12 protein-coding genes are annotated in these 12,964 nt (G+C 39.4%); 6 read left to right on the top strand and 6 right to left on the bottom strand.

Annotation, left to right across the window (positions count from 1 at the left end; all coding sequences use genetic code 11):
• Positions 1-209 precede the first annotated feature (209 nt).
• Positions 210-2,282, top strand: coding sequence for a methyl-accepting chemotaxis protein (locus JWG41_RS13800; RefSeq protein ID WP_205270511.1), 2,073 nt, complete (start codon positions 210-212; stop codon positions 2,280-2,282).
• 68 nt (positions 2,283-2,350) lie between these two features.
• Here JWG41_RS13800 and JWG41_RS13795 read toward each other — a convergent pair whose 3' ends face one another.
• Both JWG41_RS13795 and JWG41_RS13790 read right to left on the bottom strand, forming a co-directional pair.
• Positions 2,351-4,174, bottom strand: coding sequence for an alginate export family protein (locus tag JWG41_RS13795; RefSeq protein WP_205270510.1), 1,824 nt, complete (start codon positions 4,172-4,174; stop codon positions 2,351-2,353).
• 376 nt (positions 4,175-4,550) lie between these two features.
• Positions 4,551-5,540: an HpcH/HpaI aldolase/citrate lyase family protein gene (locus JWG41_RS13790; protein WP_205270509.1), complete on the bottom strand. Its 990-nt coding sequence runs from the start codon at positions 5,538-5,540 to the stop codon at positions 4,551-4,553.
• Positions 5,541-5,629: 89 nt separating this feature from the next.
• Here JWG41_RS13790 and JWG41_RS13785 point away from each other — a divergent pair, with 89 nt between their 5' ends.
• Together JWG41_RS13785 and JWG41_RS13780 are read left to right on the top strand one after the other, a co-directional pair.
• Complete coding sequence (locus JWG41_RS13785) at positions 5,630-6,238, top strand: globin domain-containing protein (RefSeq protein WP_408611760.1); 609 nt, start codon at positions 5,630-5,632, stop codon at positions 6,236-6,238.
• A 132-nt stretch (positions 6,239-6,370) separates the two neighbouring features.
• On the top strand, positions 6,371-7,093 hold the full coding sequence (locus tag JWG41_RS13780) for a hypothetical protein (protein ID WP_205270508.1): 723 nt from the start codon (positions 6,371-6,373) through the stop codon (positions 7,091-7,093).
• Between the two features lie 72 nt (positions 7,094-7,165).
• Here JWG41_RS13780 and JWG41_RS13775 read toward each other — a convergent pair whose 3' ends face one another.
• Together JWG41_RS13775 and JWG41_RS13770 are read right to left on the bottom strand one after the other, a co-directional pair.
• Positions 7,166-8,098: an ornithine carbamoyltransferase gene (locus JWG41_RS13775; RefSeq protein WP_205270507.1), complete on the bottom strand. Its 933-nt coding sequence runs from the start codon at positions 8,096-8,098 to the stop codon at positions 7,166-7,168.
• Between the two features lie 87 nt (positions 8,099-8,185).
• On the bottom strand, positions 8,186-8,533 hold the full coding sequence (locus tag JWG41_RS13770) for an LEPBI_I2431 family sigma-54 regulated protein (protein ID WP_205270506.1): 348 nt from the start codon (positions 8,531-8,533) through the stop codon (positions 8,186-8,188).
• 279 nt (positions 8,534-8,812) lie between these two features.
• Between JWG41_RS13770 and JWG41_RS13765 the strand changes: the two genes are divergently transcribed.
• A complete protein-coding gene (locus tag JWG41_RS13765) occupies positions 8,813-9,799 on the top strand; it encodes a cytochrome-c peroxidase (RefSeq protein ID WP_205270505.1) in 987 nt (328 codons plus the stop codon).
• Between the two features lie 5 nt (positions 9,800-9,804).
• On the opposite strand, the gene JWG41_RS13760 is transcribed toward JWG41_RS13765, so the two are convergent.
• Complete coding sequence (locus JWG41_RS13760) at positions 9,805-10,437, bottom strand: TetR/AcrR family transcriptional regulator (protein ID WP_232374001.1); 633 nt, start codon at positions 10,435-10,437, stop codon at positions 9,805-9,807.
• A 271-nt stretch (positions 10,438-10,708) separates the two neighbouring features.
• Here JWG41_RS13760 and pyrE point away from each other — a divergent pair, with 271 nt between their 5' ends.
• Both pyrE and JWG41_RS13750 read left to right on the top strand, forming a co-directional pair.
• The gene (pyrE, locus tag JWG41_RS13755; RefSeq protein ID WP_205270503.1) at positions 10,709-11,266 is read left to right on the top strand and encodes an orotate phosphoribosyltransferase; all 558 of its coding nucleotides are present in this window, start codon (positions 10,709-10,711) and stop codon (positions 11,264-11,266) included.
• Positions 11,266-12,018: a hypothetical protein gene (locus JWG41_RS13750; RefSeq protein ID WP_205270502.1), complete on the top strand. Its 753-nt coding sequence runs from the start codon at positions 11,266-11,268 to the stop codon at positions 12,016-12,018. Before pyrE ends, JWG41_RS13750 begins: the two co-directional genes overlap by 1 nt.
• A gap of 1 nt (position 12,019) precedes the next feature.
• On the opposite strand, the gene JWG41_RS13745 is transcribed toward JWG41_RS13750, so the two are convergent.
• On the bottom strand, positions 12,020-12,928 hold the full coding sequence (locus JWG41_RS13745; protein ID WP_205270501.1) for a hypothetical protein: 909 nt from the start codon (positions 12,926-12,928) through the stop codon (positions 12,020-12,022).
• Positions 12,929-12,964 lie beyond the last annotated feature (36 nt).

The raw sequence follows: 12,964 nt of genomic DNA, 5'->3' as shown, positions 1-12,964 counted from the left end.
TCGTACTCTCCCGACCAAGCCAATGAGACAAATTCAAGCAAGTGATGCTAGGGCCCCATTCCTGAATTTCAATTCACTAGTAGTTCTACCACTCTATTTAACCTCGGTCATTACCGAATCCTAGGTAGATTGCTTACTTCAATCCAGATTTCAACGCTAGAAACGGTAATATATTTACAAATAATTTAAGAACCATAAGATCGATCCTTATGAGTATACGACAAAGGGTCTCTCTCTCCATCGCTGGAATTTTATTTATAGGATTTCTGATACTAACCACATTTCAAATCTATCGTACAATCACAGACCTTAATACCGAAATCAAAGAGAATTCAAAAATTACTTCTGAAAAATGGTCCTATGAAATCCAAGAACATCTCAATGCTATGATGGGTGTGATTCGCGGTTTTCGTTTTGCTTTGTTTTATGCCTCTCCTCCTCGTGATTCCATGGTAAGTAGTATGAGAGAAATCTTGGAACGTAATGATGATATTTTCGCAATCTGGTTATGTTATGAACCGAACGCTTATGAAGGAAGAGATGCTTCCTTTGTTGGAAAACCAGGTCATGATAGAACGGGTCGATTCATTCCTTATTTACACCGTACAGCCGATGGAAAAATCAATTTTGAACCACTAGTTGATTACGACAATCCGGATGGGGCAGGGGATTATTATAACCAAGTAAAAAAATCAAACAAAGCGAAGGTATTTGGACCTTACGAGTATTTGGCGGGTGGAAAAAAAATTCAAATGATTTCCCTTGTAGTTCCTATTTATCCTAAGGGTAAGTTTGTGGGAGCTGCTGGTATCGATTTGGACGTTAGCACATTACAGGAAAAAATTGGGGATACGCGTCCTTTTCGCGGACAAGGGCATATTGCATTTATATCAGCTAACGGAACATATGTAATGTATGGACAGGATCAAACCAAACTTGGTAAAAAGATTGAAAATCCTGAGCATTTGAAATATTATTTAGAAAATCTAAAACTGGGAAAAATGTTCACGATCCAACATAACGGTTACACAAATTATTTTTCCCCGTTTCATATTGGAAAAGATCCGCAGTTTTGGGCGCTTCAAATCAGCATTCCCGATTCTATTTTTAGTGATCAGATTACCAAAGTGGTCTTTAGTTCTACTTTGATATCAGTCGTGATTTTATTTGTAGTTTTATTTTTTCTAAATTTTGTATTTAAGAAACAAATCAGTCTTCGTTTGGAAAAAGCTATGGAGTTTTCTTCTCAAATTGCGAGCGGGAACCTCGCAATCAACGCGGAAGAAATCAATCAGGATGAAATTGGAAGTTTATTACATTCGATGAATCGAATGAAGAATAGTTTGGTTTCTATCATTGGTGATATCAAACAAACAGTAGAAAAGTTGGGAAACCAGTCCAATACGATGGCCTCCACTTCACAAAATTTATCCGACACTTCGCAAACGCAAGCATCTGCTGCAGAAGAATCATCTGCTGCTGTGGAAGAGTTGTCTGCATCGGCAGAGAATGTTGGTAAGTCGATGGAAGAAGCAGTTGTTAAGATGAAAGAAATCGATAAATCGGTCTTAACCTTAAGGGAAGAAGTTCAAAACATTAATAAAGAAATGGAGTATCTTGCCAAATTTGCATCAGAATCCCGCGAACATGCGGTAGTCGGCGAGACTGCAATGAATGAATCGACAAGGGCCATGGAAGACATTGGCGAAAAAGCGGAACGAATTAGTGAAGTTTTAGATATCATTACAGAAATTTCAGAAAAGACCAATTTACTGGCGCTCAATGCAGCCATCGAAGCGGCACGAGCGGGAGATGCGGGACGTGGATTTGCTGTGGTTGCCGAAGAGATTGGAAAACTGGCATTACAAACTGGTGCTTCCGTAAAAGAAATTGGGGATCTTGTGATTTCTACAAACTCTGCGGTGGAGAATGGAAATAAAAAAGTAACAGAAGCTGCACAAGTTTTGAATCTTTTGAATAGTCGAGTGAAAGAATTTGAAACTTCGGCAACGAGAGTGCTTGGTTCTGTGTTATTACAAGAGAACAACGCAAGAGACATCGCTCAAAATTCGAATTTACTGACTAACTTAAACTTACAAATTGAAGATGCTGTTTTTGAACAGAAAAGGGCAACGGAAGAAATTTCTAAAACAATCATTAGTATCTCCAATGGAACCCAGGATGTGGCCACTGGTTCTGACCAATTGACCATTGTTTCTGCAGAGATTGCTTCTCAAGCTTCTTATCTTTCCACTCAAGTGGAAAGGTTCAAACTAAAATAGAATGCAATAACCTTTCATTAGAATCAAGGCCCGATCCTAGGCCTTGATTTTGAGTATTTAGTTTTCTTTTAAATCGCAAATACAGTTTGGAATGTTGCCATTGTGGCAGTGGGACTCAAATCATACCTATGAAGTGGGTCTGGTTCATTCGGATTGTTCTTTTGATTTCTAATGGCATCTCCCGCACGGATCACAGTCGCCCCAAACCAGAAAGAAACGTTTTCGAATGGAGTGATGATGTAGATAAAGTTAAGTTCCGTTGCAACAAGATTTCCTAACTTCGGCTTTGTTATGTTATACGCTTCTGCGTTGTAATAGTCTTCTGTGGATGCAGTTTCCCCAGTTGCCTTACTACCAGCTACATAGTTATTATTATCATAATACCCATCCTGTAACTTCACTTTATAATACCAGTGTGGATTAAGAATGAATGTTCCATAGTTTGAGGTCTCATATTTTAAATGTAACGAATAGTCTTTGATATTTTGCCAGAAAACAAGTCCAGAGTTTCCGTTTCCGGCAAAGGGTAAAGATCCACCAGCCATACGTCTTGTAGCAAAGAGGGGATTGTAAGTGGCAACACTGGAATCATTACGATTTGGATCTCCAGAGGCTTGGACATATTGAACTCCGATACGAAATTCTTTTACTGGAGTGTATCCAAGTTGAACAGCTACAATATTTGCTTTGTATCGTACAGCCTCCGATAAAGGAGGAGATTCGCCTGTTTTCTGATTGGTTGTGTAAGCACCATTTTGGTTTAACCAATCTGGTGTGACTCGTTCTCCGTTGAATCCAGTTTGCCAAGCAGCTTCCACCATCCAATCAATTCCTGTTGTATCAGGCAGAGCATTGTTTTTGGTTCTATTCGTTAAACGAAAACCAGAAGTATTCAATTGGTCATCACCGCGGTAGTTTCTCGTTTCTGAAAGTGTCGGTGGGGTGCTCGCTTTTCTTTGTTGTTTGAATAGGCTGTAGTTGTATAAATCAATTCCCAACCAGTCAGCTACTTTCCAATTATAATGAACTCCACCATAATAGGAATCTCCGATTCCACCTAACTTTGTAGAGTTGTTTGACACAATGCTATTGGAATTGTTTTCGGCACCGATGACAGATCCAAAAACATCAAGTGTGTGATTACTAATTTTTCCAGTAAACCTGAGTGCATCAAAGGAGTTTCCGTTCAAACTATCATTTCGTGATCCAAGAATTCGTCCGTCTCCAAATTCTAGAATTTGGCGTCCTGTCCGGAGTCTAAAATTTTGGTTTGTAGTTTTTAAATCTAAAAATGCTTCCCGAAGGCCCGTAAAATTATTTAGTGCAAATTCGCGTTGTTTGGTTGTATCAACAGTGGTTCCTGCGTTGGCAATGGCTCCATATTTCTGCTCTGCATTTCCACTCGATACTACCTCACCACCCCAAAGCCTTACGTCTTGTAACGTTATTTTGAATAGAACGTTTTCATTGATATCTCCCAAGAGATAAAACTGCGTTTGTGTTAACGCATTATTTCTGTTATCTGCTGTTGACTTATCAAAGTCTGTATTATTAAGTGAGTCTGCTTTTGGCCGAATTCCAAAACCCACACGAAACTTATCTGCAAACCAGAGGCCTTTGTTCTCTTGGAGGGCTTTTCTTTGTTTGCTTGTAACTTGCAGGGTTCGTAGGTATTCCCCAGAAAGATTGCCAATTTGCGGACTGATATAACCTTCTTTTTTCTCCTCTTTCGGTGGTGGGGGAGGAGGAGGTTGCGGTTCGGTCACGACTTCCACTTTGGGATTGACAGTTGGTTCCGCCGCCTGGCCGTAGACCGCCGTTCCACTCATAGCGATCGTAAGGAGGACGAAAAGGGAAAGAAAGGGGTTGGATTTTGAAATTCGCTTGCTCATAAGTTAGGCCAGTAGCCAATTAATTGTCCATCATTGCAAACAAAAAATCAATATAGCAGATATGTATTCCGTAAAAACGGAAAAAACAACGATAATTGTTCAAATTTTCTAGATATTCCGATCGATAAAACCCGAAGGCAAGGAAAAAGGCTCTGATCGGAGCCTTTTATTGCTATGATTCAGAGAGGGGAGGAGGAGAGTTCTTGATTTTTAGGGAAAGAGTAAGGGATGGGAGTTGGTTGGTGAGTATTGCGCTGGAGTGAAAAAGGTAAGTCGCTTTCTAAATTAACTGACTTACCTTTTCCAGTGACTTTCCAAAGTAAGCCAGTTACCAAAGTAACCAACTTACTAAATCGATTTCTTAGAAAAGTTGATCTTAAGAGAAGAATCTCTTTTCTACTTCGTCTGGAAGTTTTTGTCCTGTAAGTTTTGCTCTTTGGACTAATTCCCAGAAATAGCGGTAAGTCGCACGGTCATGTAAGTCCCCATCATGTTGGATTGGTCCCCATTCTGCGTCTTGGGCTTTGATGAGAATGTCAGAAGCTGTTTGAGTTTCTGCATAATTCGGAGCCATTGCATCCAAAATCGATTGGATTTGTGCAGGATAGATGGACCACATACGTAAGAAACCAAATTCGTCATGCGCACGTTTTGCATCCGCGTAGGTTTGGTAGATATTTTTAAGGTCCAGAGTTACGTTATGAGCCGGAATCACACCGTTCATAAGTGCTGCAGCAACTAGATTTGCTTTACCACGGCGAAGGAGTTCGTGGTCAAATTGGCCAGGAGACTTCATACAAGATGCCGGAATTGCACCATGGTGACCGGAGATAAAATCCATAAGACCAAAATCCAAAACTTGCAACCAAGGAAGGGCAGCAATTTCGAATACATCATTCAAGGCACCGTGAGTTTCAATTAAAACGTGGATTGGAATTTCGCGTTTGATTCCTGCTTTTTTGCAAGCATCTTGGATGTAAGTGATTTGTTCTTTCACCTGACTTGCTTTAGTCGGTTTTGGAATTGTGATGTAAGCTAGCACATTTCCTGCCCCAGGGACAAGGATATCCACATCGCCACGCCAATGTTCGTTTGTATAATCGTGAATCCGAACACCGCTCATTTTGTGTTTGTTGAGCTCAGAGTTTTGGATCCGAACAATCATTTCTGCGTGTTCTTTCTCTTTTCCTGTTTGGGCACCGTCTTCGCAGTCCATCGTGATATCAAAAAGTCCACCGAGTTTATTTTGTAACTCGAGAGCTTTTGTAATGAGTTTTTCAGATCCAGCGAAGTGTTCACAAGCAGGGATGATAGGGAAAGGTTTTTCTCCTGCAAAGAGTGCAGATTGCGGGTGAGTCAGTGCCATTTAAGTATACCTTTTTCGGATTTTTTTACCAAGTTTTGTGAATTTTGCCTATCGTCCAGGAAATAATCGCAAAATCCGAGGGGAGATCCGTGCGAAGGGAAACTCACTTACTTTTTACAGTTGGTTTCCAAACGGAGCGAGTTTCTTTTTTCTGGGGCGAACCCACTCGTCCCTCGGGGCCGGGCCAATCCGGGCTACGCCTTCGGCTCCGGTCGAAAATTCGACTTCCCCTTCTTGTCCCTTTCGCGAAACTGACTATCGATTTGGATCCGAACGATATCTACACACCTGCTGGCGGTCCTCCTCCCCCAAATCCGAATGTTAAATTTCTCTTTGAAAAATGGGGGGAAGTTGCGATCCGCAAGTTAGTCTCTGATTTTTATGACCTAGTTGCCACTTCTGAAATCCAATGGATGTTTAAAGGGGACTGGGAACTGGCCAAAGAAAAACAGGCAGATTTTATGATCCAAGTGTTAGGTGGGCCAAGTTATTATATTGAAAAATGGGGTCCTGCTCGAATGCGGATGCGCCATTTTGTTTTCCCCATTTCCGAAAAAGAAAGACTGGTTTGGTTTCGTTGTTACGATGAAGCCTTACAAGGGTTTGATTTTGAGCACGATGACAAAATCGATTTTTTATATTTCCTCGATGGATTTAGTGTATGGATGGTCAATCGGAAAGATTCCATCATGGAATGATTGCTCTAGCAGATGTTATTGGATTCCGAAAGAACCTCTGATCATTTAACAAATTCAGAATTCTAAAAAATTCTTGTATAAAACCATAGAAGGTCGGCGTGATGGTGCATATTCATGAATCACTGGGTCTTTATGTTTCAAAAACTTTTTATTTCAATTCTATTCTTTACCTTCCTTTCTTGTGCTAGTCGGGGAATCCCATTAGAATCACGATCTCATCTCAAACAGAATTCTAACTTAGAATGTCAAACTTCGGAGACTGAGATTCGCACCTACCGCGTATTGTTTCTTTTGCCGTTCTATCGCACAAACGAACTTGATCTCACAAATAATGATTATGTGATTGAAACTAAGTCTTATGCAAAACCTTGGGATATTGGATTTACTTTTATTGGTTTTCTTTTTTCCTTAAATTCTTCTACAGATTATATTCTTTCTTGTCCTTGGAACCAAGTGGAAAAAGCAGCGAAAGCTGGGGAAGGGGACGGAACCCTTGGAAAATCAAAATTGGCTTTTTGGAAACCAGTGGGAAGTGCAGAGCCAATTGAATCGATTTCCTTTGAACCGGACGATCATCGGTTGGTTGAGGAATCTCAGAACAAGTTGTCCGCTTTCGGCCAAAAGGTTCTAAAATCAGAAGAAAAAGTTCAAATTGTTTTATTTGGCAAAGTCAATACAACAGGGGATGTTGGTTTTCAAATTCGACTTCTCAAACATCGGTTTGATGAAATCAAATCGATTCTCGCAAAAGAGTCTGTAGATACCAACTTAATCATACCAGTCATTGGCGAAAGGGATTCATCGGGCGATTCAAAATCAAATTCTTCCGTTCAAATTTATTTAGTCAAAAATTAATCAAAGCAACCCTATTTGCTTTCGGCAAATGGGGTTGCTTTGATCCAAGACTTGGTTTGCGAAGTTTAATGATTAATTATGGTTTTCTAATAGTTTGAGTATGATTGCTTTTTGCGCATCTAAGCGGTTCTCAGCTTGCGTAAAAATGATCGAACGATCACTTTGCACCATCTCTCTTGTGATTTCATAACCAGCATGAATGGGCATATCATGCATTACTTTTGCTTTTGTATTTTTAACTAATTCTGCATTCACTTGGTAAGGCATCATTAGTTGGATTCTTTCTTCTTTTTCCTTTTGGAATTTTGGATCGTTGAAGTATTCCATATCCACCCAAGTATCTGTATAAACATAATCTGCGGTTGCAACAGCCTTTTTGACATCTTTTTCCCAGGATATCGTTCCTTTTTTCTGCGCCCTTTCGATAGAATCTTTCACGATCGATTCTTCTGCTGCAATGGGAGTGACTAAAGTTAAATGAATTCCAAGAGCTGCGGTAATTTCAATCAGCGAGTTTGCTACATTATTATGAACACCTATGTAACAAATGGTTTTCTTTTGCCAATCGTTTGGTGAATCCATAACGATAGTTAGTATGTCTGCGAGAGATTGGCAAGGGTGGAATAAATTACAACATCCATTGATCACAGGAACTGTAGAGCCGGATTTTAATACGAGTAGGTCCTCGTGTTTTTTTAATCTTGCCATAATGACGGCAACGTTACTTGAAAGATACCTTCCTTCAAAATCGATATCGGAAAGTAGGAAATTGGATGCCATCCAATCCAAAAAAATTGCATGTCCACCAAGTTCCGTCATTCCCGCTTCGAAGGAAACTCTGGTTCTCGTAGAGGTTTTCTGAAATAACATCGCAAGGGAGCGGCCGGTCATATGTCCGGAAAAATAAACTCGATTTTTCTTTACATAGACTGCAAATTCTAGAAGTTCCCGGATTTCTCCATCGCTCCAATCTTGCCAAGATATCAAATGTTTGACTTGGGACATAGCTTCCCCACTAATATCGGACTGGATTGGATCTAAATCGAGAGATTCTTAGGTGAAACCGACTTTGAATCCTGATTTTTTTCCTCTTTAAGCCGCCGATTCCGCAATGGATCTTGCGATGATAAAATTCGGCAAAATCAATTCTTCCGAAAATTTAATCCCAAAGAGTGGGCCTTGGTCCGTTTCCTTGATCCAAGCGATCTTTCCTTTGAAGGAAATCCGAGATCTGGTCAAATCACTTTCAATAACGCCGGTCACAAGATCCCGATCATACAATTGAATGCCCTTGTCCAAACTTCCACTCACTCCAAGCTCAGAAATATTTCCAATCTTTGCTAAAAGGAAATCTGGGTTCTCGTTGATCGAAAAAAGTTTCAAAACTAAATCGTCCCAATCCAATGACTCAATACGATCAGTTCTTCTTGTATTCAACATATATAGCTCCTAAAGGTCTACAGGAACTATAAGCATAAATCGTGCCAATATCGTAAGTGAGTTACTTTTCCCAGTTTGTCACCCTGGTAAAATGGAGAAGACATCCATTTGCCCTAAATTGTTGATTCTAAGGCCTAGGAGAAGGTGGACGTGATTTAGAACCATTCAAACTGTCTATTTTGGATACAATTAATATGATTCTAAGTTTAGACTCAATGTATAATATTTCTAACTTGCCGATTCGGGGCAAAATTAAGGAGTATCCGTTAGAGGATCGATATGCTCAAACAAATATTTACACCTTTTCTACTTTCCCTTCTCTTCGTATCACTCGCAAACTGTGGTCCAAGTCCTGAGACCAAGGATTTGCAAGTAAAAGCAAAACAAATCATTGGTGCCTTACCTGCAAAAATGCCTGGTTCGGAAAATGATACCCAAGAACTCATTTCCCTTGGGAAAAAACTCTATTTTGAGAAAAAGCTTTCTCTAAATGAAACTCAATCTTGTAACTCCTGCCACAATGTGGAAGGAAAAGGCGCTGGTGTGGACAATCTATCCACTTCTCCCGGTGCTTTCGGAAAAAATGGGGACAGAAATTCTCCAACCGTCCTCAATGCAGGTTTTCATTTTGTTCAATTTTGGGATGGACGCGCCGCAGATTTAAAAGCGCAAGCAAAAGGTCCTATTCTCAATCCAGTGGAAATGGCGATGCCTTCCGAAAAAGAAGTTTTGAAACGAATTAACGAAGATGCCAACTATCCTGCGTTATTTGCAAAAGCATTTCCGAACGATAAAACTCCAGTCACTTACGAAAACTTAGCTGGTGCGATTGCGGCCTTTGAAAGAACGCTTGTTACATCATCACGTTTTGATGATTTTATCAATGGAGATCATAAGGTTCTTTCCAAAGAAGAACAAGAAGGTTTTAAGAGTTTTATTGCTGCAGGTTGTACATCTTGTCACTCAGGCAATTTACTTGGTGGAAATTCTTACCGAAAGATTGGTCAAACCAATGAATACAAAACACCAGACCTTGGGCTTTATAATGTAACTAAAAAAGCAGAGGATAAGTTTTTCTTTAAAGTTCCAAGTCTCCGAAACATTGCTTTAACTGGACCATATTTTCATGATGGCCAAGTAAAAACTTTAGATGAAGCCGTACAAAAGATGGCCTTTCATCAATTGGGTTTGGATCTTTCCAATGAAGAAACAAAAAAGATTGTTCTCTTTCTTGGAACTTTATCTGATAAAACCCGCGTTGATTAATAAATTTACGTTAGTTTAGAATATCCTTGGATTCCGGAGACCATTTCCAAAGATCCAAGGAGCCATTTTTCTAAGGCACGGTGTCTGAGAGCAATAGGTATTGGTTGTAAGTATTCTTTAAAAGCTTTGGAGCCTAATATACGAATCACAGATACCATCTGACCCGATACAACTCTCAAAATGGGATCAAACGAATGACTCCCCCTTTCCAACTGCAGAGCATCCGCAAGCCTCCTTTCATAATGTTCCCAAAGTAGAAGGTATCTTTGTTCTAATTCAGGACTGTCCATCCAAGGGTGAAACCCGGGAAGTGATTCGATTAGAACCTCAGGATCAATGGACTGGATCAAGTTCCAAAGGAACTCTTTGAATGCTTCGAAAAGACTTTCTCCTTCTTTCCTTCCCAAAAGAGCATGAATGAGCTCATCACAGAACAAAATTTCGTCCTGGAAGGCTAGATCTTCCTTAGATCGAAAATAGGTAAATAGCGTTTTTACGGAAATGTCGGCATGGTCGGCAATATCAGAAACGGTGACGGCCGAGTATCCCTTTTCCTGGAACAATCCTTTGGCAGCTTTTAACACAGACATTTGGATGGTCTGTTTTTTTCGTTCTCTTAGCGGTAACCGGAGTAACATCGTGTCCATTGAGGTTTTCTTTCCTTTTATTGGTCCCCAAAAACGTAAGCATTGGGAACGGATCTGAGAAATGGCCAAAATTCATACACTGAAATTTGAAAGTGATTATATAAAGTAAGTGACTTAATAAAGAAAGCTACTTTATTTTTATATTCGATTACTAAAGTAACTGACTGTAAAAAGTAAGTCACTTACTTTTTACAGTCTCTCATTAAATCGAATCAAGATAAAAATATACTTTCCGAGCCGGAATTGGAAAAATAATTGGACTATGTCCCAATTCTATCGCGACCAACTCTTTGTTTGGATGAAATCACATGTCTATCGCTATTCTGAGGCCCCTTTTCGGCTGGCAAGTGGACTCGAGTCCCACCATTATTTCAATTGTAAAGAAATTACCCTCCATCCGGAAAGACTGGCGGTCCTTGCTGATTGTTTCGTAGAGGAAATCATTCCGAAACTAGGTATCGAATTCCAGGGGGTGGGAGGATTGACTCTTGGCGCGGATCCTTTAGCATATTCCATTGCCTTGTCCTACCAGAAGAGAGGGAAACTGATTTACCCATTGGTTGTGAGGAAGGAGGCTAAAGGACATGGGACCGGCCAACAAATCGAGGGGTTTTGGAAGGAAATAAAATCTTGTTTGATTGTTGATGATGTAATTACTACCGGTGGATCTACCTTAAAGGCAGTCCAAGTTTTAAGAGAAGTTGGAATCTCTGTTACCAAAGGGATCTGCATTTTGAACCGCGAAGAAGGTGGTGCGGAGAATTTAGAAAAGTCTGGTATTCAGATGGAATCCATCTTTCGCAAAAGTGAGTTTTTTTAATGAGTGAACAAAAAACATTTCTATATGATGTGAATTTATTTAGGAATAAATTGTTAAAAAGGACATGGGTGGTAATCGCTCTATTTCTTGTTTTCGTTTCCTATAACAGTCTGCAGGTGCCAAAAGAAGGAAGAGTGCAGTTTTTTACAATTTTTCTTCCTTTACTTGCGTTGTTCTTTTGGTTTTTGAGAAAGAATTTTTTAAAACAAGTTGAGATTCTTTCTTCGGGAAGAGTTGAACTCGAAGGTGGATCACTAAAACAATTCGATGCCAATGGAAATTGTGCTACCATTCGGATCAAAGACCTAGAACAGATTACAACAGATAAGTTTCGCGGTTATGATCGTATTGTTTTGGAAACAAAAGAAAAGATTCATCCGATTGTGAATATAACTGCACAAGGTGAATTGGTTTCTATTTTAGAAAAAGAATCTGGTATCAAAAGCGTCGCTGATTTAACGGAAGATAGGTTGTGGACGTTCAAAACACCTTTGTATTTTTTTCCAAGTATTTTGATTTTAATTGCTACTTACATCCCTCCTTTAAAAGAAAAATTTCCAATTCTTTCCCCTGAGCTTTTGGGTTTGTTTTTTAATGTAAATTTGATCATTTACCTGCTCTATTTACCAGAGAAGCAGAATCATACAATCAGCCAGTTTTCCCTAAAAAGAAGGATGATTTTTATCAGTTTGGTTGTATTTTTCTTTCAGGTTTATATCCAATTAGATAAATCAGGTTGGCTTAAAAACTAATTTAGTTTTCCTGTTTTGATCCAACACTTTGCCTAAGCAAATTTAGTTTTGCTTGGGCGTACCTTCTGAGTTCAATCATTTCTGTGGAATATCTTTTCAAAAGATTGTCTTGTTCTAGTCTATTTTCCATTAATTGGAGAGTGTCTCGAACATATTTAATGTCTTTTTCTTCTTTGAGTTTTCCTGATTGGATTAATTTTCTTACAATATCAAATTCGTATTTTCTAAAGTGGACACGTAATAAGAACTCAGTAGAAAAACTTTCTTTAGCTTTAACCCAATTCTGATCAATTTTTTCTTTTGGGCCCTGGTCTTTTAGTTGGTCTACAGCCCGTTTTGTTGGATCTAGATCTCGAGCGGAAGTTGCATTAGCCAATTCTTCTGCAGCATTCACTTCATCTTTGAAAATTTCTTGAAGTTTATTTCTACGCCATTGGTCCGTGTATTCGTAACTTTGAGCAGTAAGCATTCGTTGGAATTCTTCAAGCATCACCGAAACGTTGATAGAACGGCCGAGCGGAGTGTTATTGAATTCTTTAATTTTGGGAAATAACTCTCTTGTGATTTGAAATGCAGACTTGCGTTTGTAATTACTTGCTTCGTAAAGTTTTTCTAAATTCTCTTCTGAATGTCTTTTTAATTCGTTCAATATGAACGGTTCGGCAAAAACATAAGCATCTTCCCCGTAAACGAATAAGTTGGGATCGGGTGCGACGACTGATACAATGAATACGTAGTGACTGTCTCTAAGGGCGGTAAGTAATTTTCTTAGGTCTTCTTCTGTTCTGGAAAGTTGGGAGGACCAAACCCGTAAATGTGTATCGGATGTTGGGATTTTTTCTCTGGATTCGAGGTTCTCTTTTCGAATCATATCTGCGAGTTCCAAACAAACTTTGATACTTCCGGCCATGAATAGAAGTTACTAGTAGTGCTTTTTCGGTAAAGA

Origin of the sequence: Leptospira chreensis, from assembly GCF_016919165.1 — a bacterium.
Taxonomy (GTDB): Bacteria; Spirochaetota; Leptospiria; order Leptospirales; family Leptospiraceae; genus Leptospira_A; species Leptospira_A chreensis.
This window is presented reverse-complemented; position numbering and strand designations above follow the sequence as displayed.

Excerpts from the sequence above, each read along its gene's own strand:
- JWG41_RS13800 (WP_205270511.1), top strand. The coding sequence starts at position 210 with ATGAGTATACGACAAAGGGTCTCTCTCTCCATCGCTGGAATTTTATTT.
- JWG41_RS13795 (WP_205270510.1), bottom strand. The coding sequence starts at position 4,174 with ATGAGCAAGCGAATTTCAAAATCCAACCCCTTTCTTTCCCTTTTCGTC.
- JWG41_RS13790 (WP_205270509.1), bottom strand. The coding sequence starts at position 5,540 with ATGGCACTGACTCACCCGCAATCTGCACTCTTTGCAGGAGAAAAACCT.
- JWG41_RS13780 (WP_205270508.1), top strand. The coding sequence starts at position 6,371 with ATGTTTCAAAAACTTTTTATTTCAATTCTATTCTTTACCTTCCTTTCT.
- JWG41_RS13775 (WP_205270507.1), bottom strand. The coding sequence starts at position 8,098 with ATGTCCCAAGTCAAACATTTGATATCTTGGCAAGATTGGAGCGATGGA.
- JWG41_RS13770 (WP_205270506.1), bottom strand. The coding sequence starts at position 8,533 with ATGTTGAATACAAGAAGAACTGATCGTATTGAGTCATTGGATTGGGAC.
- JWG41_RS13765 (WP_205270505.1), top strand. The coding sequence starts at position 8,813 with ATGCTCAAACAAATATTTACACCTTTTCTACTTTCCCTTCTCTTCGTA.
- JWG41_RS13760 (WP_232374001.1), bottom strand. The coding sequence starts at position 10,437 with ATGTTACTCCGGTTACCGCTAAGAGAACGAAAAAAACAGACCATCCAA.
- pyrE (WP_205270503.1), top strand. The coding sequence starts at position 10,709 with ATGTCCCAATTCTATCGCGACCAACTCTTTGTTTGGATGAAATCACAT.
- JWG41_RS13750 (WP_205270502.1), top strand. The coding sequence starts at position 11,266 with ATGAGTGAACAAAAAACATTTCTATATGATGTGAATTTATTTAGGAAT.
- JWG41_RS13745 (WP_205270501.1), bottom strand. The coding sequence starts at position 12,928 with ATGGCCGGAAGTATCAAAGTTTGTTTGGAACTCGCAGATATGATTCGA.